The following is a 25,098-nucleotide window of genomic DNA, read 5'->3' on the forward strand; positions in this document are numbered from 1 at the left end:
ATAATCATTGTACACGAAAATGGTAAAATTACGCAATTATTAGAGTCAGGATGGTGTTTTAAAATACAAGAACATGCACATACTGGAGCTAGAGGTGATAATGATGCAGGAAAAACCGTATTTTTGTCCCAATTGTCGCTCGAATCGAATCAAGTTCAGCGTTATTACTAGTTATGCACAATCATTCCTGAAAGACGCTCTTTCCGGTGGCATTATGGAGTTTAAAGAACCCGATCCTATAGCAGAAGCAGAGCCAACGATCCAATGTTTGGTCTGCAATTTTATAGGTAATGAATTACGCTTCATTAAGCAAGCTGAGCGCGAGCCGCGAATTAACACGGTAACCACAAGCATTTATTAGGATGATTTCGTGGGACGTATTTTTCAATTAATGAAAAATACGTCTTTCTTTTTGCATCGGAAGTGATAGCTAAAGTTTTTCAGCGTGAAAGGAAACTTCTAACGGATTAACGAAAAAAATAAGGAAACTGTCGAAAATTAGTGATACAATGGTTAGGGCTTGTGAAGAAGTGTGATACTAATTCCGGCAACAAGATTTATTTCGTGCACAGTGAAATTAGGGAATTACACTTTTCCCCTGTATAGCACGTTTAGAAAGTCCATACTGATAGGAGGATTTTAGGAAATGAATATCCATGAGTACCAAGGCAAAGAAGTCCTGAGACAGTACGGAGTCAGCGTTCCTAAAGGCAAAGTTGCTTTTACTGTTGACGAAGCCGTTGAAGCGGCAAAAGAACTCGGAACATCTGTCGTCGTTGTAAAGGCGCAAATTCATGCCGGAGGTCGCGGTAAAGCAGGCGGCGTCAAGGTAGCCAAAAACCTCGATGAAGTTCGTACATATGCTACTGAAATTCTTGGAAAAGTGCTTGTTACACACCAAACAGGACCTGAGGGTAAAGAAGTAAAACGCCTTCTAATCGAAGAAGGTTGTGACATTAAAAAAGAATATTATGTAGGTGCTGTTGTTGACCGCGCTACAGGTAGCGTTGTGTTGATGGCTTCTGAAGAAGGCGGTACTGAAATTGAAGAAGTAGCCGAGCATTCTCCAGAGAAAATTTTCAAAGAAGTTGTGGATCCAGCAATCGGTCTTCAAGCTTTCCAAGCGCGTAGACTTGCTTATTCCATTAACATTCCTAATGAACTTGTAAACAAAGCGGTTAAATTTATGCTCGCTCTTTATAAAGCATTTGTAGAAAAAGATTGTTCTATCGCAGAAATTAATCCACTTGTTGTTACGGGTTCAGGAGACGTTATGGCGCTGGATGCAAAACTTAATTTTGACTCCAATGCATTGTTCCGTCATAAGGACATTGTTGAGCTTCGTGACCTCGAAGAGGAAGATGCGAAAGAAATTCAAGCTTCTAAATATGACCTTAGCTACATTGCTTTAGATGGGAATATCGGTTGTATGGTTAACGGTGCAGGACTTGCAATGGCCACTATGGACATTATCAAGCACTACGGCGGAGACCCTGCTAACTTCCTTGACGTAGGGGGCGGTGCTACGAAGGAGAAAGTAACTGAAGCTTTTAAAATCATCCTTTCCGATGATCAAGTTAAGGGTATTTTTGTTAACATTTTTGGTGGTATTATGCGTTGTGATGTTATCGCTGATGGCGTTGTGGCGGCAGCTAGAGAGCTTGGACTTTCTCGTCCGCTCGTTGTTCGTCTTGAAGGTACGAATGTTGAACTAGGTAAAAAAATTCTTAATGAATCCGGTTTAAACATCGTTGCAGCTGATTCCATGGCTGATGGCGCTCAAAAAATCGTTGCACTTGTGAAATAATTAAAACCCGAGTGGTTTCAAATAATATAGGGGATGTGAACAAAAGATCATGAGTATTTTGGTCAATAAACATACAAAAGTCATTACTCAAGGGATTACCGGCGCTACGGGGTTGTTTCATACCAAAGGCGGCCTTGACTACGGCACACAAATGGTTGGTGGCGTTACCCCAGGTAAAGGCGGAACAAAAGTAGATATTACATTGGAAAATGGTGAAGTTGTTCAGCTTCCAGTTTTCAACACTGTAATCGATGCGAAAAACGCAACTGGTGCGACAGCATCTGTTATTTATGTACCCCCTGCATTTGCAGCAGAATCGATCATTGAAGCGGTAGACGCAGATCTTGATCTCGTAATCTGTATTACAGAAGGTATTCCTGTTCTTGACATGGTTAACGTTAAACGTTACATGGAAGGCAAAAGAACTGTTCTGATCGGACCTAACTGCCCAGGCGTGATTACGCCAGGCGAGTGCAAAATTGGTATTATGCCAGGCTATATTCATACGCCAGGTCACGTTGGCGTTGTTTCCCGTTCTGGCACACTGACGTATGAGGCTGTTCATCAATTGACAACGCGTGGAATTGGACAATCTTCTGCTGTTGGTATCGGTGGGGATCCTGTCAAAGGGTCTGAGTTTATCGATATTCTTAGCCGTTTTAATGACGATCCAGATACTTACGCTGTGATTATGATTGGTGAAATCGGCGGAACCGCTGAGGAAGAAGCAGCTGAGTGGGTTCAAGCGAACATGACGAAACCAGTAGTTGGCTTCATCGGTGGTAAAACTGCACCTCCAGGAAAACGTATGGGCCACGCGGGCGCTATTATTTCCGGTGGTAAAGGTACTGCGGCTGAGAAAGTTGCTACTATGGAAAGATGCGGAATCAGAGTGGCAGCAACGCCATCTGAGATGGGCTCTACGCTTGTTAGCGTGTTAGAAGAAAAAGGCTTGCTTGAAAAAGTAATTACAAAAAAATAGTTACTTCTAACGAAGGTAAGCAACCTTCCATTTCCCCTTAAATAGGGATTTGGGAGGTTTTTTGTTTTTTGGGCTTGAACATATTTGTCAAGAGGGTAAGGAGTGTATATACTTATGAATAATCGTTTTATTATATTTGGTCTCCATGAGCTTGAAGGCGTTGGTTGGAAAACGATTCTTCAACTCCTCAGCCGCTTTCCTGAACCTCAAGCGCTTTTTCATCTTTCAGCAGATGACCTAATCTCCAAAGGGATCAGAGCTTCGATTGCTGAACAGATCACCAAAAAATTGACTCCTTCCTTTATTGAGCAAAGGCTTCATTTATATATGAAGCAATCCATTCAAATTCTCACTATCCTAGACGAAGATTACCCTCTTATTCTAAAAGAAATTGCGCAACCTCCTTGGATTTTATATGTGAAAGGAGATAAAACATATCTGAATCAAAGACTTTTGGGGATGGTTGGAACAAGAACCCCAACGCTTTATGGTAAAAAAATCGCCGAAGAGCTGGCTTTTGCGCTATCGCAAGCTGGATTCGGGATTGTAAGTGGCTTAGCCAGGGGTATTGATAGTAGGGCTCATATTGGGGCATTGCAAGGAAAGGCTAAAACTGTGGCTGTTCTAGGATGTGCTATTAATCAGGTATATCCGCGAGAAAATGCCCAATTATTCCGTAACATTGAACAAGAGGGGGTTATTATTTCTGAGTACCCGATAGGGACGGGAATGCGCCCAGGGATGTTTCCTCAACGCAATCGGATCATAGCGGGGCTCTGTCTTGGAGTAACAGTGGTGGAAGCAGCTGAGGATAGTGGTTCTATGATTACCGTGGACTTCGCACTTGACGAGTCGCGTGATGTTTTCGCTGTTCCGGGGCCCATTCATTCTCACCAAAGCAGTGGTGTACATAAGCTGCTCAAGGAAGGCGCGAAGTTAGTCACCAGTGTTGAAGATATTGTGGAAGACTATTCTCATATGCTGAGTTCAACTGAACGGAGCGCTTTACTGAAGCCTATACAGGTTATTGAGTTAACAGAAGATGAACGAAAAATCGTAGAAATTATGTCGTATGAGCCTATGAATATTGATGTCTTATTAGAAAGCACACAATTTACGTTTGGACATTTGCATGCAGTTCTGTTATCTTTACTATTGAAAAAGGCGATTAAGCAGCTTCCAGGATCTACATACATATTAGCATAGGCTATTCAAGGAGCTTCTCTTCTCGCCATTAGACTTTACCTTGAAACCAAGAGGGGAGGAAGGACGATCCATGGCAGATTGTTTAGTCATTGTTGAGTCACCTGCAAAAGCCAAGACCATCGGTAAATATTTAGGCAGTAAATACATTGTAAAAGCCTCGATGGGTCATATTCGAGACCTTCCGAAGAGCCAAATTGGCGTAGAAGTAGATAATAACTTTGAGCCTAAATACATAACAATACGTGGCAAAGGCTCTATCCTTAAAGAATTGAAAGATGCGAGTAAAAAAGTAAAAAAAATATACCTAGCAGCTGACCCGGATCGCGAAGGGGAAGCGATTGCATGGCATTTGGCGCACTATTTAGCTGTTGGCGCCGACGAAGCTTGTCGCGTTGTTTTTAATGAGATCACGAAAGAGGCAGTTAAGGACGCTTTCAAAACACCTCGTATTATTAATCAAGATCTTGTTAATGCACAGCAAGCTAGACGGATACTCGATCGTCTTGTTGGTTATAAAATTAGTCCTTTGCTTTGGAAGAAAGTGAAGAAGGGGCTGTCTGCAGGCCGCGTGCAATCAGTTGCCGTTAAGCTCATTTATGATCGCGAGAATGAAATCAAGGCGTTTGAACCGGAAGAGTATTGGTCCATTACGGCTGTTCTGGATGCTGGTAAGACTACATTTGAAGCAAAGTACCATAGTATCAATGGTGAAAAAAGAGAGTTGCACTCGGAAGAGGATGTCAACGAAATACTAGCTGCAATGGGTAGTGAAGCATTTACAGTTAAAGAAGTAAAAGAGAAAGAACGTCAACGTAATCCTTCCCCGCCTTTTATTACGAGTTCCTTGCAGCAGGAAGCGGCGAGAAAACTGAATTTCCGGGCGTCGAAGACGATGTCTGTGGCGCAGCAGTTATATGAGGGTATCGACTTGGGTAAGGAAGGTACCGTAGGTTTAATTACTTATATGCGTACTGACTCTACACGCATTTCACCTGTTGCTCAAGGAGAAGCCAAGGAGTTTATTGAGGGGAAGTACGGCGCTGCTTTTTATCCAGAAACGCCACGGCTTTACACCAAAAAAAATGCAAATGCGCAAGATGCGCATGAGGGTATTAGACCTACATCCGTACTTCGCGAGCCTGATCAGATGAAGGAATTCCTGAGTAAGGATCAATATCGGCTGTACAAGCTCGTTTGGGAACGTTTTGTAGCGAGTCAGATGGCGTCAGCTATTCTAGACACGATGACTATCGATTTGGCTGCTGGTGTGACCGTATTCCGTGCATCTGGTTCTAAAATGAAATTCGCAGGCTTCATGAAAGTGTACGTTGAAAGTAATGATGACGGGACGACAGAAGAAGACAAACTATTACCACCGCTTTCGCAGGGAGATTCACTTCCGAAGCAAAGTGTAGATCCGAAGCAACACTTCACTCAACCTCCTCCAAGGTACACAGAAGCTCGTTTAGTGCGGGCACTAGAGGAAATGGGTATCGGACGACCAAGTACGTATGCACCAACGCTAGAGACGATTCAAAAGCGTGGGTATGTTGCCATTGATGAGAAGAAGTTCGTTCCGACGGAGCTCGGCGAACTAGTGATTCAATTGATGGAGGAATTTTTCCCAGAAATTCTTAACGTCGAGTTTACGGCTCATATGGAAGAAGAGTTGGATTTTGTTGAAGAGGGAAAAGAAGATTGGGTGAGGGTACTGGATTCCTTTTATACTTCATTCGAGAAGCGGCTTGAATTCGCCGAAGAAGAAATGAAGGAAATTGAGATTCAGGATGAGGTGTCCGATGAGATTTGTGAGAAATGCGGCAAACATCTCGTTTATAAAATGGGGCGCTTCGGTAAGTTTCTTGCATGCTCAGGGTTCCCAGATTGCCGAAATACAAAACCAATTGTTAAAGATATTGGTGTGACATGCCCAACCTGTAAAAAAGGCAAAATTGTCGAACGCAGAAGCAAGAAAGGCCGTATATTTTTTGGATGCGACCAGTATCCAGAATGCGACTTTGTTTCGTGGGATAAGCCAGTTAGCAAACCTTGTCCTTCTTGCGGCTCACTATTGATTGAGAAAAGAAGCAAGAATGGCGTAAACATTCAATGCGTTCAATGTGATTTCAAGGAAGAATTGAATGATGATAATCAAGATGAAGTGAAAGATTAGAGGTGTCCCGATTTTGCCAGAATATCCAAGAGTAACTGTCATCGGAGCAGGATTGGCAGGCAGCGAAGCCGCATGGCAAATCGCCCGTCAAGGCGTGCCTGTTACGTTATATGAAATGCGTCCAGTACGTAAAACGCCAGCACACATTACAGATCAATTCGCTGAGCTAGTGTGCAGCAACTCACTTCGTTCTAATGGTCTAACGAACGCTGTGGGGGTATTGAAAGAAGAGATGAGACGGTTGGATTCGCTCATCCTTTCTTGCGCTGATCAACATGCTGTACCTGCAGGAGGCGCTTTAGCTGTTGACCGTGATGGTTTTTCCCAAGGTGTTACATCGACGCTGCGCAATCACCCTCTCATCGAGGTTCGTAATGAAGAGATACAAACGCTACCTGAGGGGATCACGGTGGTTGCCTCTGGACCATTGACTTCGCCGGCATTATCTGGTGAGCTTAAAACGTTGATGGGCGAAGAATATCTGTACTTTTATGATGCAGCCGCTCCAATTGTTGAAAAAGACTCGATCGATATGAATAAAGTATATCTTGCATCTCGTTATGATAAAGGAGAAGCTGCATATCTGAATTGTCCGATGACGGAAGAGGAATTCAACGTATTTTATGATGCCTTGATTACCGCTGAGGTTGCGGAACTAAAGGATTTTGAGAAGGAAATATATTTCGAGGGCTGTATGCCTCTTGAAATAATGGCTAAGCGCGGTAGACAAACTGTGTTATTTGGCCCAATGAAGCCTGTAGGATTAATTAACCCTCACACAGGAAAGATGCCTCACGCGGTTGTACAACTTCGTCAAGATAATGCCGCAGGAACTTTATACAACCTCGTTGGGTTTCAAACTCACTTGAAGTGGGGCGAGCAAAAACGCGTGCTGTCACTCATTCCGGGACTAGAAAATGCAGAGTTCGTACGTTACGGCGTTATGCATCGGAACACGTTTATAAATTCGCCAAGATTACTTGAACCTACTTATCAGTTTAAGCAACGAGAAAATCTATTCTTCGCCGGTCAAATGACGGGTGTCGAAGGGTATGTGGAATCAGCAGCTTCAGGACTTATAGCGGGAATAAATGCAGGTCGTTTGGCCAAAGGCGAATCCTGCTTAGTGTTTCCACATGAAACGACATTAGGCAGTATGGCTAATTACATTACAACGGCTGACTTCAAACATTTCCAACCAATGAACGCGAATTTTGGACTACTTCCTCCGCTACCACAACGTATCCGTAACAAAAAGGAAAAGTATGAAATATTGGCTAATCGTGCACTTGAGAGTATTCAGAATTTTTCGCAAAATGAGCACTCTTTAACTTGATAGTCAAGCTCTCCCTGTGTTACTATAGTTATGTTTTGTAGCATAATAATGGATGCAAATAAGGCTGATCTTAGTTCAAATGCCCAATATCGTACCTCTAGACGCGGTCGTTCTTTTTCGAAAGACCTCGCTAGAGGTTTATCTCGTTTATAAGACTGAATCTTCATACGTAATTGAATGACCATGACTATGATTCCATAAGAGGTGAAATCGATGGATCCGAAGAATGCATCCTTTCATGCGACAACGATTTTTGCGATTCGGCATCAGGGTAAGGGCGCTATTGCAGGAGATGGACAAGTAACATTTGGCAACAGCATGATTATGAAGGGGAGCGCCAAAAAAGTACGGCGTTTATATAGAGGGAAAGTGGTTGCTGGGTTTGCTGGTTCCGTGGCTGATGCGATTACACTTTTCGAAAAATTCGAGGGCAAGCTAGAGGAGCACCATGGCAACCTTCAGCGTGCTGCAGTAGAATTGACGAAGGACTGGCGGCAGGATCGTGTCTTGCGCAGACTTGAAGCCATGATGCTTGTAATGGATGCTTCCGGGCTCCTACTGCTCTCTGGAAATGGCGAAATTATTGAACCGGATGATGGTATTTTGGCCATTGGATCGGGTGGCAGCTTTGCTCTGGCTGCTGGCCGAGCGCTCCATCGTCATGCGCCTGAGTTAAGCGCAAGAGAGATCGCTCATGCGGCGTTAACGACTGCAGCGGAGATTTGTGTGTTCACTAATCATAATATTATTGTCGAAGAAATTGAATAACTATTATGTGTAATGTGGGGAAGCATTTTCTCTTTGGTTGTGTAATAAGCTTTGCTAAGGCAAGAGCTGAGTTACGGTTACTAGCTTTTCCGCTTGAAAGCTTAGTTTAAGCTTTCAAGTAGTTTTGCTGAAGCGTAACTAAGTCAATGTTTATGATGCCAGCTTTCCTCTGGAAAGCTCTTAGGAGGGTACTTTCAGTGAAAAACAGCTCCCTTACACCCAAACAAATTGTACAGGAATTGGATCGTTACATTGTGGGTCAGAAGAAAGCGAAAAAATCGGTCGCGATTGCTTTGCGTAATCGTTATCGGAGAAGCTTGCTGGATGAATCGATTCGCGATGAAATCGTACCAAAGAATATTCTTATGATCGGCCCAACTGGTGTAGGTAAAACAGAGATTGCACGACGATTAGCTAAGTTGGTTGGAGCGCCGTTTATTAAAGTAGAGGCAACGAAATTTACGGAAGTCGGCTACGTTGGACGCGATGTCGAGTCTATGGTACGCGATTTGGTTGAGACATCCATTCGCATGGTAAAAGCAGAGCGTACGGAGACCGTTAAAGATCGAGCTGAGCAGCTGGCGAATGAGCGATTAGTTAATTTACTTGCGCCAAGTCCCACCGTATCCAAGACTCAACGTAATCCGTTGGAGATGCTTTTTGGCAGCCAAAATCAATCTGATCCGGAAGAACATACGAATTCCGATCCTGCACTTTCTGCCAAAAGGATCCTAATCGCGGAGCAACTAGCGGAGGGGAAGTTGGAACATGAAGTCGTAGAGATTGAAGTCGAAGATTCTTCGCCTTCAATGATGGATATGCTTGCAGGTCAAGGAAACGAGCAAATGGGAATGAACATGCAAGAAATGTTTGGCAGTCTCATGCCCAAAAAAACCAAAAAGCGTAAATTAACAGTAACAGAAGCACGTAAAGTGTTGATTCAGGAAGAAGCACAGCGGTTGATTGATATGGATGAAGTGATTCAAGAATCGATTAATAGGGCTGAGCAGTCGGGCATTATATTTATTGATGAGATCGATAAAATCGCAAGCAGCCGCGGCAACGGCGGAGGGCCAGATGTGTCCCGAGAAGGTGTGCAGCGTGATATTTTGCCTATCGTTGAGGGGTCTACTGTGTTAACCAAGTACGGCTCGGTGAAGACGGATTATGTTCTATTTATAGGAGCTGGGGCGTTTCATATTGCGAAGCCTTCTGACTTGATTCCAGAGCTTCAAGGACGTTTTCCAATTCGTGTAGAGTTAAGTGATTTGACTTTAGAAGACTTCGTTTCTATTCTAAAAGAACCCAAAAATGCTTTGACTAAACAATACACGGCGCTCCTTCAAACAGAAGGTATAACTGTTGAGTTTTCTGATGAAGCTGTTAAGGAAATAGCCAGAATTGCTGTTGAAGTGAATCAAAATACAGAAAACATCGGTGCGAGACGTCTACATACGATTCTGGAGAAATTATTAGAAGACCTTTCCTTTGAAGCACCAGAAATCACACTGGAGCAATTCATCATTGATCCAGCGTATGTTCGTGAAAAATTAAGTGAAATTGTTCAAAATCGAGATCTTAGTCAGTATATATTGTAGAGAAATATTGCAAGGTAACGTAAGTAGGAGGCAGTTAAATGAGTTTATTAAACAAGACAAGAAGACTGAATCGTTTGCTTCAAAAAGAAGCAGGGAATGCGGTCAGCTTTATGGATATGACTGAAGTTTTGCGCGACATTGTTATCGCAAATATTTATGTAGTAAGTCGAAAGGGGAAAATTTTGGGTTATGCGTTAACGAACGACCCGATTTCCCCCGAAATGAATCAAACTATTTTAATCGACAAACGCTTTCCAATTGAGTCGAACAATCTGTTGATGAAGATTGAGGAAACCTCATCTAACGTAGAACCGGATAGTCCGTATTACTACTACACGGATCAAATGAAAGATATGTTTCCGTACACCTATACAACAATTGTACCGATAATTGGTGGAGGCGATCGATTAGGAACGTTAGTGTTAAGTCGTAATGACGCTCCTTTCGTGGATGATGACTTAATATTAGCAGAATATGGGTCTACAGTCATAGCTATGGAGATATTGAGAGAACGAGCAGAAGAAGTTGAAGAAGAGGCGAGAAGCAAAGCTGTCGTTCAAGTGGCTATTGGTTCTTTATCTTTTAGCGAAATGGAAGCGGTAGAACATATCTTTGAGGAATTAGATGGCAAAGAAGGTCTATTAGTAGCAAGTAAAATTGCTGACCGTGTGGGAATCACTCGTTCCGTTATTGTAAATGCCCTACGTAAATTAGAGAGTGCAGGTGTCATTGAAACGCGGTCTCTTGGCATGAAGGGAACTTATATACGTATTTTGAATGAGCAACTGATGCAAAGCATTGAACAAATAAAGACGAAATTGTAATTTAATAAACCGTGGAAATGATAGAAAAAGCCCTGTCTGGCAAAAAAAGATAGGGCTTTTTTCTTATTGTAAGTTAGGTTAATATCTTAGATGATAAGAAATGTAGCGGAAGGCTCTACAAATTTCTACATTATGGTAGTTAATCAAATTATTTTTTCTGAGAATAATGTCGAAATAAGAAGGAATCATTTGAAGCAATGTTGAATTATACATCAACCAGTCTACAGAAAGTGGGTATCTTATATGTCTATTATAGACAAGCCCAATTGGAATTTAATGGAGCGCACACTTGATGCGTCATCCTTGCGACAAAAGGTAATAGCCAATAACGTCGCCAATGTGGATACACCATATTTTAAACGTTCTGAGGTTATGTTCGAAGAGTTATTGCAGGGTCAAATGAGCTCCGCGACCCCCTCTATAGAAGGTTATCGGACAGATCGTAGGCATTTTGTTATAGGGAAATCTACAAATGTTGAAAGTCCAGAAATTAAAACCGATAAAACGACAGCAATCAACAATAACATGAATAATGTCGACATGGATTATGAGATGTCTTTGATGGCGAAGAATCAACTCAAATACAACACGATGATTCAACAAATGAACAGTGAGTTCAAAAAATTCCGTACAGTTTTGGGAGGAAAGTGATAAACGATGAGACTTACTAATGGCTTTGATATAAGTTCATCCGCGCTTACCGCTCAACGATTGAGGATGGATGTCATTTCATCTAATATCGCGAATGCAGACACAACGCGTGCTAAGTTAGTAGATGGGAAATGGATTCCTTATCAGAGGAAACTGGTGGGCTTTGAAACAAAATCGCAGCCTACTTTTGCTCAGTCATTGAAATCAGCTATGGGTGATGGAACTGGGGAAGGTGTAAGGGTGAACAAAATTTTCGATGATACCTCACCTCTTAAACAAGTCTACAACCCAACGCATCCTGATGCGGATTCGAATGGGTTCGTTTATATGCCTAACGTCGATGTGCTAAAAGAGATGGTTGATATGATATCCGCAACTAGATCTTATGAGGCTAACGTCACTGCACTGAACGCAAGCAAATCGATGATAACCAAGGCTTTGGAAATTGGTAGATAACTATTACAGGAGGGCTCATCATGATAGATAAAATTAGTTTTAGTCCTATGAATATTATGAGCTCCGTTCAGCCTAAAGATAACTCAGGCGAAGGTGCTGCTGATTTAGGGAAAAGGTTCGGTTCATTCCTAAATAATGCAATGGATAATTTAAATGCACAGCAAAAGCAAGTTGACCAATTGAATGAAGGTTTCATCAAAGGAGAGCTTTCGGATGTTCATCAACTGACTATCGCCTCTGAGAAAGCTTCATTAGGGCTCGAACTGACCGTACAGGTTAGGAACAAGGTCCTTGAAGCTTACCAAGAAATGATGAGAATGCAGCTGTGATTCAATTAATTGCTGCTAAACTTTGGGTCAATGAGGTGACACAGTGAATGAGAACCTACTCCAATATTGGGAAAAGGTCAAACAATATTGGAATCGATACAGTAGAACAACGAAAATCACTTTCATAGCTACGGTTTTCCTTTTGGTTCTTACTGCGGCAATCATAAGTTACAATTTGTCAAAAACCGAATATTCACTTGCATTTACGGACTTGCAGCCAAGTGATGCAGCTTCCATTAAAACATATTTGGATACCGCTAAGACTCCTTATCATCTTAGCGCTGATGGTAAAAGTATCGAAGTTCCAACGAATCAGGTGGCAAACGTAAAACTTGCCGTTGAGTCACAGGGGTTGAACAAAAATGGATCCTTAGGCTTTGGTGCTTTTAGCGACAGCAGTTCATTTGGTATCACGGATAATGAGTTTAAAGTGAAATATTTAAATGCCGTTCAAGGCGAGCTTCAACAGCTAATTAACTCGAATCAAGCGATAAGCAGTTCTAAAGTTTTAATTTCGCTGCCAGAAGAAGGACCGTTCTTACAACAACAACAAGAAAAGGCAACCGCTTCTGTCGTGCTGCAATTAAAACCAGGTTATGCCATGGATCAAGGTAAGATTGATACAATTTACAACTTAGTATCTCACAGTGTAAAGAATCTACCGTTAGAGAATATCACCATCTCCGATCAATATGGAGAGAGCTTGATTTCGTCTAAAGCTGGCGGACAGACCTCTGCGAATTTGGTTACAAGTCAAGCTGATATTAATAATCAGTTCCGAAATGACTTGCAGAAGAACATCAACAGTATGTTAGGGACAATGCTTGGTAAAGACAAAGTAATTGTAAGTGTATTTTCAACAATGAATTTTGATCAAAAGAAAAGCAAAGAGCAATTAGTAACTGCTCCAAATCAAGTTGATCAAAAAGGGTTGGAAATCTCTTTACAAGAAGCAACCGAGTCGTATCAGAACGACGGGGCAGCGAGTGGTGGAGTGCCTGGTACAGGTTCAACAGATGTGCCGGGATATCCGGGATCATCCAGCTCCGGTAAATCTAATTCAGAAAAAAATAGTAAGACCGTTAATTATGAAGTGAATCGGATTACAAATGATATTATTTCAAGTCCTTATGTAGTGAAGGATCTTAGCATTAATGTAGGAATTGAACCTCCACTTAAAGATGATCCTGCTTCTCTGACTGCGGAAACGAAAGCTGCAGTACGAGATGCACTAGTCAATATTGTTAGGACTGCGCTTGCTGATAATAAAGTCACTTATACTGACGCTGAATTGCAGCAAAAAGTTACAGTGTTTGCACATTCTTTTGTGCGTCAAGCAGATTCAACAGCTTCAAAGACTACGACGTATATGACATACGGTGGATTGGCGCTTGCAGCTCTAGTATTAGGACTAATTGGTGGATATATTTTACGAAGACGTAAAAAGGCTTCGCAACAATTAGAAGAAGAGTTGAACTTGACCACAACGAAAGCAGAACTACCAACCATCGATATTGAGAATGTTACCAATGACAATCAGGTACGCAAACAATTGGAGACTCTTGCCAAGAAACGTCCAGAGGATTTCGTTAATTTGCTTCGTACTTGGTTAGTAGACGAATAGAGGTGCACTTGTATGGCCAAAGCTGCTCTGCAAGGGTTATCGGGACGACAAAAGGCAGCCATTCTTTTGATCAGTTTAGGCCCTGAGGTGTCTGCTCAAATATTTAAACACTTGCGTGAAGAGGAAATTGAGCAGTTAACTCTAGAAATTGCAAATGTGAGAAAAGTAGATTCATTAGAGAAGGAATCAATTCTTTCAGAATTCCATCAGATTTGTTTAGCGCAAGAATTTATTTCTCAAGGTGGTATAGCTTACGCCAAGGATATTTTAGAAAAGGCGCTAGGGTCTCAGAAAGCTCTGGATATTATCAACCGGTTAACGGCAACTTTGCAAGTTAGGCCTTTTGATTTTGCCAGAAAAGCGGATCCTGCTCAAATTCTTAATTTTATCCAAAATGAGAATTCACAAACCATAGCATTAGTTTTATCTTACCTGCAAGCCGATCAAGCATCGATTATTTTATCTTCGTTGCCTCAAGAGAAGCAGGCGGATGTTGCCAAGCGTATTGCGTTAATGGACAGTACATCGCCTGAAGTTATCAGTCAAGTGGAACGAGTGCTTGAACAGAAGCTTTCTGCTACGGTTACTCAGGATTACACTAATGCGGGTGGTATTGAATCAATTGTACAAATCCTCAATGGTGTCGATCGTGGTACGGAACGTACAATTCTGGATTCGCTTGAAATTCAAGATCCTGAACTTGCCGAAGAGATTAAAAAGCGGATGTTTGTATTCGAGGATATTGTCAACATCGACAATCGTTCTATTCAGCGTATTATTCGTGATATCGAAAATGCGGATATGCAGCTTGCACTTAAAGTGGCAAGTGAAGAAGTGCGTGAGGCATTGTTCAAAAATATGTCTAAACGGATGGCAGAAACCTTTAAAGAAGAGATGGAATTTATGGGTCCTGTGCGTTTACGTGACGTTGAAGAGGCGCAAACACGTATCGTTGCCACGATTCGTCGTTTAGAAGAATCAGGTGAAATCATCATTGCTCGTGGTGGAGGAGATGATATTATTGTCTAATGTCATTAAATCATTTGCCTATGTTTCATTAGATGATAAAAAGTTAGTTGAATCGTTATCTCCGCAACAATTGTATCTTGCTGGTTTGCTTGAAGACGAGGAATCAGCGAAAAATCAGTTGACGCCAGAGCAGCAGCAGGAACTTACAGAAGCAACAAGCTTGAAAGATCAGATTCTTCAAGATGCAGAGGCTTTTGCTAGTGAACAAATCCAGCTTGCTATGCAGGAATGCACTGCTCTACGCGAGCAAGTTGATGTTGAAATTACCACATGGTGGAATGAACGCCGCGATGCAGATGAAATGCATGTGTCTGAGGCTAAACAGGCTGGTTTTGAAGAAGGATATCAACAAGGAATCCACCAGGCCGAAGAAGCGCTTAGACAAGAATATAATGAAATGCTGTCAGAAGCACGTACCATTTTGGAACAAGCCTATACACTTAAACAACAAATCATTCAAGAATCAGAGCCTTTCCTGATAGAACTAAGCACATCTATCGCTGAAAAAGTCATTGGCCGTCAATTGAGCTTGAATCCAGAATGGGTGTTAGATCTTGTTCAAAAGGTACTTTCACGTCGGCGTGAGAAAGGGATCATTACTTTGTGCGTAACTCCTTCTCAGTTTTCTTATATTCAAGATGCAAGAGAAGAGTTATTAACTTCTATTGATTCGCAGGCAGAGCTGGAAATTATACCAGATTCATCTGTACAGGATCACGGATGTGTGATTCGTTCATCTTACGGTAGTATTGATGCTAGAATTGATACGCAACTGAAAGAAATTAAATCAGCTCTTCAACAAATGGCTATCCAAAGCGAGGGAGCCGAATCATGAGTGTAACTATACCGACTGCTGATAAATACAAAGAACTTCTAAATTCCATTGATCCAATTCGTGTGAATGGGAAAGTTACTCAGGTTATCGGTCTGACCGTGGAGTCAGAGGGACCAGATGTGAGTATTGGTGATCTTTGTTACATTTATCCCCAAAAGGCGAGTAAGCCGTTGAAGGCGGAGGTCGTTGGATTTCGAAGCAACAAGGTTGTTCTGATGCCTTTAGGCGACTTGGATGCTATAGGACCTGGATGTGATGTGGTCGGAACGGGCAAGCCTTTAACCGTACAGGTAGGTCATGAGTTATTAGGTAAAGTACTTGACGGTTTAGGTCAACCTTTGGACGGTTCTTTCTTGCCATCAAGAATGGCGCAATATTCAACGAATAACAAGCCGAGCAACCCATTAGCTAGACCGCGTGTCTTGGATCCTATTTCTGTAGGCGTCCGTTGCATCGATGGCCTCTTGACGATAGGTAAAGGTCAGCGTGTAGGTATTTTTGCTGGGTCCGGCGTCGGTAAAAGTACATTAATGGGTATGATTGCACGTAATACCTCAGCTGATGTCAATGTAATTGCACTTATAGGTGAGCGGGGTAGAGAAGTTCTCGATTTTATTGAGAGAGATTTAGGTCCGGAAGGTCTTGCGAGGTCTGTCGTCATCGTTGCAACATCTGACCAGCCTGCGCTTATCCGAATTAAAGGTGCAATGATCGCTACAAGCATTGCAGAGTATTTCCGAGATCGTGGACTGAACGTGATGATGATGATGGATTCGGTAACTCGTTTTGCCATGGCGCAACGGGAAGTTGGTTTAGCCGTCGGAGAGCCACCCGCTACTAGAGGTTACACGCCATCCGTTTTCGCTATGCTTCCCCGTTTGTTAGAGCGATCGGGCACAGGACCTAAAGGATCAATTACAGCATTTTACACGGTTTTGGTTGATGGTGATGATATGAATGAGCCTATCGCTGATGCTGTACGAGGTATTCTAGACGGTCATATCGTTCTGAACCGAAGTATTGCTAACAAAGGACATTATCCAGCTGTGGATGTGTTGTCGAGCGTGAGTCGTGTAATGAAAGAAATTGTTCCTTATGAACATATGGAAGCTGCCGATCAACTAAAGCGACTTCTTTCGATATATAAAGATTCGGAAGACCTGATTAATATAGGGGCGTACCAAAAAGGTTCGAATCCTAATATCGATATCGCAATGGAAAATATTGAAGCGATTTGGGACTATACCAAGCAAAGAACGAATGAGAAATTAACGTTTGAAGAAGCTCAACAACGTTTGATTCATGAATTTTATAAGGAGTGAGGGACCTGAATGAAGTTCCGGTATTCTTTTCAGCAAATTGTGGATCTCAAAAATAATGAACGAACTCAAGCAGAATGGATACTTTCCGAAGCGATCGGTCATCTAAGAAGTGAAGAAACGAATCTTCATGTGCTATTCGAAGAAAAGGATCAACTGCATACCCGAATTGCGGACGCTTCTGGAAATTCCATATCGATTTCTCAAATGTTGCTTTTGCAAAATTATATGAATCATTTAGATCATCAAATCATGCGAAAAAATCAGGATGTGCAAACCGCGAAGCATGTTGTTGACAAGAAACAAGAACATCTTTCGGAAAGAATGATTGATGAAAAGGTCTGGACGAAAGCCAGAGAAAAGGCTTACCACCAATTTCAATCTTTTACAGCCAAAAAAGAGCAAGAAGCTCTTGACGAAATGGCCACAAACCGTTTCAGGCGTTTATCGTATTGAAGCGTGAAGGAGGGAAGAGGAGATGGCCGATACAAGCATGGAAGGCACTTCCTACAGTGCATTAGAGCGTTTTCTGATATGGTTTGTCATTCCGTTTGTGTTCACGGCGGTTTTGCTCTTCGTATTGCTATCTATCTTTGATTACGATATCAAGAGCAGTATCCAGAAGGCACTTCATAATACACCGCTTATTGGCAGTGTGATACCCGCGCCTAAAGAGAAAGCAATTGTGTCTGGATCAGGAAAAGCACAGACGTCAGAGGAAAGCATGAAGGGCAAGGATGAAGAGATTACTAAGCTTAATGCAAGAGTAGCTGAGTTGGAGGCGGCATTAAAGAAATCCGACTCTACTACCGAGCAAAAAGATCAAACGTTAAAAGATGAGCAAACGAAGATAGCAGAGTTGGAAGAGAAGCTAAAAAGTAAAACGCAAACCGAAGAAGAATATAACAATCAAATTACTCAGCTCGCTACTATTTATGCAAAGATGACGCCAAGTAAGGCTGCACCAATCATCGAGAATTTAACTCCAAAAGAGATGGTTCTTGTATTTTCTATGATGAAAGCAGATGCACGTGGAGCGATTTTGGAAAAAATGGATGCGAAAAAAGCAGCAGAAGCTTCAATTGGACTTAAAGATGTAACGCCTGTTCGTGATAAAGAAATTGCAGCTCTTCAATCGAGACTGGCTTTGAATGGAGTTAAAGAGACTACCGGCAATGGGACTTCAGTAAGCAAAGCAGATTTGGGAACAACTTTTGCCAATATGACACCTAAAAGTGCATCCAATGTTCTACTAGAAATGAACAAATCTAATCCTGATAAAGTGCTTGCTATTTTAAGTGGGATGGACAACGCCTCTCGTTCCAAGGTGATGTCTTCCTTATCTGATGCGAACAAGGAAGTAGCGGCTTCTATCACAGCTAAGCTTGCTCAGTAGTTTGTTTTCATTCTGTGAGGGGAGGTGAGAAAAATGGACGTGCAAATGCCAGTTACACCAGCTTCAACAAGTTCGCCATCTACTTCATCTAAGGCAGCAACAACGACAACGACAGCAACAGCAACAACGTCAGCTAGTAATAGTGCAAATCCGAGTACTGGCTCGAAGGACTCATTTAATGAAGTCTTGGGAGGACAACTGGGACAAGACAAACCTTCCGATTCAGCAGGTGGCGCTAATGAAGTAACTTCTTTGGCAGAGCTCATGCAAATGCTGCAAAGTCTAACAATGCCGTTGCAAAATGTTGTTCAAACATCTGCTGAGAATGCTGAGAGTGCTTCGGATGATCAGCCACTACCTGAAATGTTATTGCAGGCGATGAATAGCAACGGGGATTTAGCCAGTAAACTAATGCAGGATCCAAAGTTAAAGCAATGGTTTGATCAGGCTGAGCAGTTATTAAAGTCGTTGACCGATGGTCAAACGAATACTGCTTTTAACTTGTCTGCTCCTTCTAATTTGCAAGCTGGAGATGCGGTGAATTTACAAGCACAGAATACCTTGTTAACGCTTGCTTCATTAACGAAGCAGCAGCCGGATAACCCGATTTTGCAATACTTAAATCAAAATTTGCAGCAAGTGATCGAACCGTTACTCCCACAGCTAGTAGCTACCTTGAAATCTGTTAACAGCATGACTGAACAGACCAACGCTAATGTGGAAGCTTCTGAAGGGCTGGAAGAAGGGGCTAAGGAAGATTTGTCCGTGAACAGCCTGCATGGATTACATAAGCGTGGTAACAAGTCCGTAACTTCGCAAACACAGGATATGAACACAGTTACTGTTATTCAGACTCCAAAGTCAAAATTAGAGCTTTTAGCTATTAAAAATGTGATGAATGTTCCTGTAATCCAATCTATGGCTAATTCTGAATCAGTGTTAGAACCGACTCAAGAAGCTGCAGTAGAAGAAGTTGGAACACCTAATTCAATCATTGCTCTAACTGATTTGCAAAAAGCTCAATTAGCTTCTCCGCCAGTAGATAAACCAGCAACTTCAACAATGAATGCTGCTAACTTCTCTGAAGAGATGACCGAGCATGTGTTGAAGACAATGAAAATTACACTAGCCGATGGTATCTCTGAAGCTAAATTGTCTTTATTCCCAAAAAATCTTGGGCATGTTGATGTTAAGATTACTATGCACCAGGGTCAATTAATTGCTCAATTTGCAGCGGATACGGTTGCGGCTAAGCAGATGCTAGAAAGTCAACTGCCACAGTTGAGGCAGGCTCTTCAAACACAAGGTTTACAAGTTGAGAAGCTCGAAGTTACGCAAAATGCAAATATGCAATCTAGCATGTTTCAAGATCAGCGTCAGCAGCAGTTCTCTAATCAATCACAGCGTCAAAACAAAAGTCGGTCAGGTGATTACCAAGCGGACAGTGCTGATTTTAATCAAGAAATTGAAAACGTTGCACAAACACGTACAGCTACGTATGGCAACTCTTTCGATGTGATTGCTTAAAGTTTGAAGATTACTTCAAGAACCTGGGGGTGAGAATATGGCAACAGGTGCAGTCGTTGGTAACGTAACGGATATTATTAATTCGGGGAAGACAACGAAAACGAAAGATAAAGATCCAAACACATTGGGTAAGGATGATTTCCTTAAAATCTTGATTACTCAACTGCAAAATCAAGACCCAACGCAGCCCCTTCAAGATAAAGAATTCATCGCACAAATGGCTCAATTTACCTCCGTTGAACAATTAACGAACATGGCAGGCGAGATGAAGCTGATGCGTCAGTCGTTAGGATTTGTTTCTGGTTTGATTGGTAAGTCTATCACTTATACGGCTACGGATTCCTCGGGGGCTTCTCTTGTGAAAACGGGCATAGTAGATTCCATCACATTTAAAGATGGTAATCAATATGCCAACGTGAAAGGAGAGGAAATTTCTTTAGACAAACTCACTAAAATTGAGGATGTTGGAGAAACCAAATGACGGAGCGTATATCGATTGGACAGCTTTATCCAAACACGATTCCCCCGGCGTCGACGAGACGAACAACTATACAGCAACCGGTATCGACTTCCGGTAAACCATCTTTTCAAAAGCTTCTTCAGGAGCAATATGTTCGGATTAGTCATCACGCTGAAGTTAGGCTTAAAGAAAGAGGCATTCAGTTACAGCCAGAGCAGCTTGATAAACTGAGCACCGCTATTGACAAGGTTGCCGCAAAAGGGGCTAAGGATGCTCTTATGCTTTTGAATGGTAATGCACTCATCGTTAATGTTCCTAATCGAACAGTCGTGACGGCGCTGGATGGAAATTCAATGAATGAACATGTTTTTACACAAATTGATAGTGCGATTTTTATCTCTTAATCATTAGGCTGGACCGATCAGGAAGCCTAGGGCTGTGGAACGAAGGAAGCAGCTCAACGTATATTGAACACCTATTAGGAGGCATCTCACATGTTAAGATCATTGTACTCAGGCGTTTCAGGTATGCGCGGTTTTCAAACGAAATTAGACGTAATTGGTAATAACATTGCAAATGTAAATACCATTGGTTTCAAAGGAAGCCGCGTTATGTTCAAAGACATTTTGAGTCAAACGGTTTCTGGTGTCAGTGCTGCAGATGAAAATCGTGGCGGGGTAAATGCACAGCAAGTCGGACTTGGTGTTAGTATGGCAGCGATTGATACGATTCATACACCAGGTAGCGCGATGACGACGAACGTAGTTACTGACTTGCGCATTAACGGTGATGGATTTTTCGCAGTGGGTACAGCTGAGCAAACGGAAGCGCCTTACTTAACAAGATCAGGTAACTTTACTTTGGATGCAAGTCGTAACCTTGTAAATGCAGAAGGACTTCATGTTATGGCTGCTGGTGGCGGCGGACCGGTTAAACTTCCTGATGACATTGTTTCATTTTCCATCGCTCAAAATGGTGACATTATTGGGGTTAACTCTGCTGGAGTTACTGCACCAACAGATCAAAAAATTGGTGTAGTCAAAGTTATTAATCCATCGGGTCTTGAAAAGCTAGGCGGTAACCTTTATCGCATTACGGCGAATGCGAACCCGGAAGCTGCTATGGAAGTAGGTGCCCCAGGCAATACTGAAACAGGAACGGGTACACTTATTTCGGGGCAACTCGAAATGTCGAACGTTGATCTTACTGGAGAGTTTACAGAAATGATTATCGCTCAACGTGGTTTTCAAGCTAACTCGAGGATTATTACAACGTCTGATGAAGTACTGCAAGAAGTAGTCAATCTCAAGCGTTAATAGCTAAGTAATGTAACTTAGGGGGGATAATAGATCTCCCCCCCCCTAATGGATACAGGAGGATAATATGGTTTCTCTAACGCGTTTAAATGGCAAGCCTCTCTTCCTGAATGCAATTTTGTTTGAAATGATTGAAGAGACGCCGGATACGATGATTACTCTGACAACAGGGAAGAAAATCACGGTTCTCGAGAAGGCCGAGGTTGTGGTAAGCTTAGTGCGAACCTACATGCAGGAAATTGGCTCAGTTCGAGCTACAATAAAGTCCAGAGATACGGAGGGCTCGTAGGTGTTCAAGAACAAAATATTTATTCTTATCGTTTCCATCTTGATAGCGATCACATTGATTTTGACGGCTGCCTTTGTGCTATGGAACTTTATGGAGAAGAACAATCAATCCAAAGATCCTGCAGGACAAGCTAAAGATGCGGTTGAATCTGTCAAACCGACGAAAGCACCAACGGCTGAAGTAGTGAAAGAGAATACAGCCATCATTAAAGACATTTTGACTAACTTATCGGGAAGTCAAAATTTTATCAAAATTAGTTTTGCTTTCGAATTGGAAAACAGCAAGGGCAAAAAAGAATTTGATAGTTTGTTGGATTCAGCGGTTAAAGGAACAATTGTCCAAACGCTTGGAGACATGACTAAGGAACAAATCGAAGGAAGTAAAGGTTCAGATACACTGACCTCTACACTCATGAACAAGTTAAATCCATTGCTTCATGAAGGCAAAATCAAACAGATTTGGATAACCGATAAAGTGCTTCAATAGCTCACTTATGAATTTGCTTGAAGGAGGTGACTCTAATGGTTGATGTATTATCGCAAAATGAGATCGATGCCTTACTTGCTGCGTTATCATCCGGTGAAATGGATGCGGATGAACTTAAAAAAGAAGAGACGCAGAAAAAGGTAAGGGCGTATGACTTTAAGAGGGCGGTACGATTCTCTAAAGATCATATTCGAAGCTTAACCCGGATCCACGAAAACTTTGCGCGATATTTAACAACGTATTTTTCCGCACAACTTCGTACGTTCGTACAAATTAATGTGGTTCAGGTTGAACAACTGCCCTACGATGAGTTTATTCGTTCGATCCCGAAAATGACCATTTTGAACATCTTTGAAGCAGAGCCTTTAGAGGGTCGAATGGTGCTTGAGGTTCATCCCAACGTTGCATTTGCCATGTTGGATCGATTGTTGGGTGGAGCAGGTACGACGCCAACAAAAATCAATGCTTTAACAGAAATTGAAACCATTGTGATGGAACGTATTTTTAGCAGGGCTTTTGATAGTTTGCAGGAAGCATGGAAGACAGTTATTGATATTCAACCTCGTCTTGAGGCGTTAGAAACGAATCCGCAGTTCATGCAAATCGTTTCTCCTAATGAAACGATTGCACTGATTTCATTAAGCACAAAAATCGGGGATACAACGGGAATGATTAATTTATGTATCCCTCATGTTGTTATTGAACCGATCATGCCTCGTCTTTCTGTACATCATTGGTTTGTTTCACAAAAGAAGACGAGAGCACCTGAAGAAGTTGATGCACTTCAATCGCGCTTGGAGAAAGCCAAGCTGCCTCTCATTGCAGAGTTGGGAACTTCGGAAATCACGATACGTGAATTTTTAAGCTTAACTGTAGGTGATGTCCTCCCGCTGCATAAACCCGTCGAAGATTCGCTTCAAGTCAAAGTGGGCGAGAAGCTGAAATATCTTGGAAACCCTGGTACTGTAAAAGGGAAGTTGGCTGTACAAATTACAGATATCGTAAATGAAGGAGAAGAAGATAATGACGAATAATAGAGATTATTTGTCTCAAGAAGAGATTGATGCCTTGCTAAAGCAGTCATCAGATGATAGCTCGGACTCTTCTTTTCATGGGCATCCAAAAGTAGAAGACTATTTGTCTTCTTTGGAAGAAGATGCACTTGGTGAGATTGGAAACATCACATTTGGTAGTGCTGCCACAGCTCTTTCAACGTTACTTGGCAAAAAAGTCGATATTACGACACCGAAGGTTTCCGTAATTGCCAAAGAAGAACTGGAAGAACAATTTCCAAAACCGCATGTAGCAGTTCACGTCAACTATGTTGATGGGTTTGATGGCATTAATTTGCTAGTTATCAAAACGAAAGATGCGCAGGTAATTGCCGACTTAATGATGGGTGGCGACGGTACTGGTGGGGATGAAAATCTCAGTGAGATTCATATTAGCGCTGTACAAGAAGCGATGAATCAAATGATGGGATCTTCTGCAACTTCGATGTCAACGATCTTTAATCGATTTGTCAATATTTCTCCTCCAGGAATCGACATCTTAAATTTGTCGAAAGGAGAAGGGAATTTGCCTGATGAGGACGTATTTATTAAAATATCGTTCCGACTGACGATTGGCGATCTAATCGATTCCAACATCATGCAACTTTTACCTGTTCCTTTTGCCAAAGAAATGGTATCGATTTTGATGGGAGGAGACTCCGACGCCGCTGCAGAAGCTGCACCTGCTGCACAAGCAGCAGTTCAGACTCCGGTTGCTGTTCCAGTCCAAGAGGTCCATACTCCGCCTCCAGCAGCAGCACAACCAGCGTATCAACAACCAGTATATGAGCAACCGATGTATCAGCAACCACCAATGGGACAACCGATGTACCCGCCGATGTATCCACCGCAGCAACCGATGTATCAACAGCCACCTGCGGCCTATGGTGGAATGCCAAACCGTAACGTAAATGTACAGCCAGTTCAATTTGGTAATCTGCAGGCGGGTTCTATAGGGCAAGCGGAAGATACAAACCTTAATTTGCTACTGGATATACCGCTGAAGGTGACTGTAGAATTAGGGAGAACTCACAAGGTAATTAAAGATATTTTAGAATTGTCACAAGGTTCTATTATCGAATTGGACAAGCTTGCTGGTGAACCTGTTGACATTTTGGTTAACAATAAGCTGATTGCAAAAGGCGAGGTTGTCGTCATCGATGAAAACTTTGGTGTACGTGTCACAGATATTGTGAATCAGTGGGAACGAATTCAAAAGTTACAATAAATTAACTCTAGGGGGACTGTTTTATAATGGCTAACCGTATTCTTATCGTGGACGATGCTGCTTTTATGAGAATGATGATTCGTGATATTTTGTCGAAAAATGGTTATGATGTTTGTGGAGAAGCAAATGATGGCGCACAAGCAATTGAGAAATTCAAAGAGCTTAAACCAGACTTGATCACAATGGATATTACAATGCCTGAAATGGATGGTATCCAAGCTCTGAAGGAAATTAAGAAATTTGACCCTAACGCTAAAGTAATCATGTGTTCAGCTATGGGGCAACAAGCAATGGTAATCGACGCTATTCAAGCTGGCGCTAAAGATTTCATTGTGAAGCCCTTTCAGGCGGACCGAGTTATTGAAGCAATCAAGAAGACTTTAGGTTAACCGTTGATGGATTTCGGT

The 25,098-nt window shown here is 42.1% G+C and carries 27 protein-coding genes; all 27 read left to right on the top strand.

From position 1 onward, the window contains the following. The first annotated feature begins 100 nt into the window (after positions 1-100). The 27 genes from GK047_RS05785 (at position 101) to GK047_RS05915 (ending at position 25,080) form a co-directional block, all read left to right on the top strand. The gene (locus tag GK047_RS05785) at positions 101-361 is read left to right on the top strand and encodes a hypothetical protein (RefSeq protein ID WP_240343763.1); all 261 of its coding nucleotides are present in this window, start codon (positions 101-103) and stop codon (positions 359-361) included. Between the two features lie 285 nt (positions 362-646). After that, positions 647-1,807, top strand: coding sequence for an ADP-forming succinate--CoA ligase subunit beta (gene sucC / locus GK047_RS05790; protein ID WP_163942438.1), 1,161 nt, complete (start codon positions 647-649; stop codon positions 1,805-1,807). Positions 1,808-1,856: 49 nt separating this feature from the next. Then, complete coding sequence (sucD, locus tag GK047_RS05795) at positions 1,857-2,789, top strand: succinate--CoA ligase subunit alpha (protein ID WP_163942441.1); 933 nt, start codon at positions 1,857-1,859, stop codon at positions 2,787-2,789. Between the two features lie 114 nt (positions 2,790-2,903). Beyond that, positions 2,904-3,995, top strand: coding sequence for a DNA-processing protein DprA (dprA, locus tag GK047_RS05800; protein ID WP_163942444.1), 1,092 nt, complete (start codon positions 2,904-2,906; stop codon positions 3,993-3,995). 70 nt (positions 3,996-4,065) lie between these two features. Continuing rightward, positions 4,066-6,168 carry a type I DNA topoisomerase gene (gene topA / locus GK047_RS05805; protein ID WP_163942446.1) on the top strand — a complete coding sequence of 701 codons (2,103 nt, stop codon included), beginning with the start codon at positions 4,066-4,068 and terminating at the stop codon, positions 6,166-6,168. A 13-nt stretch (positions 6,169-6,181) separates the two neighbouring features. Further along, positions 6,182-7,504 carry an FADH(2)-oxidizing methylenetetrahydrofolate--tRNA-(uracil(54)-C(5))-methyltransferase TrmFO gene (trmFO, locus tag GK047_RS05810; RefSeq protein WP_163942449.1) on the top strand — a complete coding sequence of 441 codons (1,323 nt, stop codon included), beginning with the start codon at positions 6,182-6,184 and terminating at the stop codon, positions 7,502-7,504. Positions 7,505-7,717: 213 nt separating this feature from the next. Further along, the gene (gene hslV / locus GK047_RS05815; protein WP_163942451.1) at positions 7,718-8,272 is read left to right on the top strand and encodes an ATP-dependent protease subunit HslV; all 555 of its coding nucleotides are present in this window, start codon (positions 7,718-7,720) and stop codon (positions 8,270-8,272) included. Positions 8,273-8,469: 197 nt separating this feature from the next. Further along, entirely contained in the window at positions 8,470-9,870 is a 1,401-nt protein-coding gene (gene hslU / locus GK047_RS05820; protein WP_163942456.1) for an ATP-dependent protease ATPase subunit HslU, read from the top strand. Positions 9,871-9,908: 38 nt separating this feature from the next. Continuing rightward, positions 9,909-10,694, top strand: a complete 786-nt coding sequence (gene codY / locus GK047_RS05825) for a GTP-sensing pleiotropic transcriptional regulator CodY (protein ID WP_163942460.1) — start codon at positions 9,909-9,911, stop codon at positions 10,692-10,694. 243 nt (positions 10,695-10,937) lie between these two features. After that, complete coding sequence (flgB, locus tag GK047_RS05830; RefSeq protein WP_163942463.1) at positions 10,938-11,345, top strand: flagellar basal body rod protein FlgB; 408 nt, start codon at positions 10,938-10,940, stop codon at positions 11,343-11,345. Between the two features lie 6 nt (positions 11,346-11,351). Further along, positions 11,352-11,801, top strand: coding sequence for a flagellar basal body rod protein FlgC (gene flgC, locus GK047_RS05835; protein WP_163942465.1), 450 nt, complete (start codon positions 11,352-11,354; stop codon positions 11,799-11,801). A gap of 20 nt (positions 11,802-11,821) precedes the next feature. Further along, positions 11,822-12,130 (top strand): flagellar hook-basal body complex protein FliE, encoded by a 309-nt coding sequence (gene fliE / locus GK047_RS05840; protein ID WP_163942468.1) that lies wholly within the window; start codon positions 11,822-11,824, stop codon positions 12,128-12,130. 43 nt (positions 12,131-12,173) lie between these two features. Beyond that, complete coding sequence (gene fliF / locus GK047_RS05845) at positions 12,174-13,754, top strand: flagellar basal-body MS-ring/collar protein FliF (protein ID WP_163942471.1); 1,581 nt, start codon at positions 12,174-12,176, stop codon at positions 13,752-13,754. A gap of 12 nt (positions 13,755-13,766) precedes the next feature. Next, positions 13,767-14,783, top strand: coding sequence for a flagellar motor switch protein FliG (gene fliG / locus GK047_RS05850; protein WP_163942474.1), 1,017 nt, complete (start codon positions 13,767-13,769; stop codon positions 14,781-14,783). Then, entirely contained in the window at positions 14,767-15,618 is an 852-nt protein-coding gene (locus GK047_RS05855) for a FliH/SctL family protein (protein WP_163943689.1), read from the top strand. The genes fliG and GK047_RS05855 overlap by 17 nt, the downstream gene beginning before the upstream one ends. After that, complete coding sequence (fliI, locus tag GK047_RS05860; protein ID WP_163942477.1) at positions 15,615-16,940, top strand: flagellar protein export ATPase FliI; 1,326 nt, start codon at positions 15,615-15,617, stop codon at positions 16,938-16,940. Before GK047_RS05855 ends, fliI begins: the two co-directional genes overlap by 4 nt. A gap of 9 nt (positions 16,941-16,949) precedes the next feature. Continuing rightward, complete coding sequence (gene fliJ / locus GK047_RS05865; RefSeq protein ID WP_163942480.1) at positions 16,950-17,393, top strand: flagellar export protein FliJ; 444 nt, start codon at positions 16,950-16,952, stop codon at positions 17,391-17,393. A 22-nt stretch (positions 17,394-17,415) separates the two neighbouring features. Next, entirely contained in the window at positions 17,416-18,333 is a 918-nt protein-coding gene (locus tag GK047_RS05870) for a MotE family protein (RefSeq protein ID WP_163942482.1), read from the top strand. A gap of 33 nt (positions 18,334-18,366) precedes the next feature. Beyond that, complete coding sequence (locus GK047_RS05875) at positions 18,367-19,860, top strand: flagellar hook-length control protein FliK (protein WP_240343764.1); 1,494 nt, start codon at positions 18,367-18,369, stop codon at positions 19,858-19,860. 37 nt (positions 19,861-19,897) lie between these two features. Next, positions 19,898-20,341, top strand: a complete 444-nt coding sequence (locus GK047_RS05880) for a flagellar hook capping FlgD N-terminal domain-containing protein (RefSeq protein ID WP_163942484.1) — start codon at positions 19,898-19,900, stop codon at positions 20,339-20,341. Beyond that, positions 20,338-20,724, top strand: coding sequence for a TIGR02530 family flagellar biosynthesis protein (locus tag GK047_RS05885; RefSeq protein ID WP_163942486.1), 387 nt, complete (start codon positions 20,338-20,340; stop codon positions 20,722-20,724). The genes GK047_RS05880 and GK047_RS05885 overlap by 4 nt, the downstream gene beginning before the upstream one ends. 90 nt (positions 20,725-20,814) lie before the next feature. After that, positions 20,815-21,636, top strand: coding sequence for a flagellar basal body rod protein FlgG (gene flgG, locus GK047_RS05890; protein WP_163942488.1), 822 nt, complete (start codon positions 20,815-20,817; stop codon positions 21,634-21,636). A gap of 67 nt (positions 21,637-21,703) precedes the next feature. Then, positions 21,704-21,925 carry a flagellar FlbD family protein gene (locus GK047_RS05895; protein ID WP_163942490.1) on the top strand — a complete coding sequence of 74 codons (222 nt, stop codon included), beginning with the start codon at positions 21,704-21,706 and terminating at the stop codon, positions 21,923-21,925. Further along, positions 21,926-22,411: a flagellar basal body-associated FliL family protein gene (locus GK047_RS05900; protein ID WP_163942492.1), complete on the top strand. Its 486-nt coding sequence runs from the start codon at positions 21,926-21,928 to the stop codon at positions 22,409-22,411. A gap of 35 nt (positions 22,412-22,446) precedes the next feature. After that, positions 22,447-23,445 carry a flagellar motor switch protein FliM gene (gene fliM / locus GK047_RS05905; RefSeq protein ID WP_163942495.1) on the top strand — a complete coding sequence of 333 codons (999 nt, stop codon included), beginning with the start codon at positions 22,447-22,449 and terminating at the stop codon, positions 23,443-23,445. Beyond that, complete coding sequence (gene fliY / locus GK047_RS05910; protein WP_163942499.1) at positions 23,435-24,691, top strand: flagellar motor switch phosphatase FliY; 1,257 nt, start codon at positions 23,435-23,437, stop codon at positions 24,689-24,691. Before fliM ends, fliY begins: the two co-directional genes overlap by 11 nt. Positions 24,692-24,717: 26 nt before the next feature. Beyond that, positions 24,718-25,080: a response regulator gene (locus GK047_RS05915; protein ID WP_163942502.1), complete on the top strand. Its 363-nt coding sequence runs from the start codon at positions 24,718-24,720 to the stop codon at positions 25,078-25,080. Positions 25,081-25,098 lie beyond the last annotated feature (18 nt).

Source organism: Paenibacillus sp. SYP-B3998 (assembly GCF_010820665.1).
Lineage (GTDB): Bacteria > Bacillota > Bacilli > Paenibacillales > NBRC-103111 > Paenibacillus_E.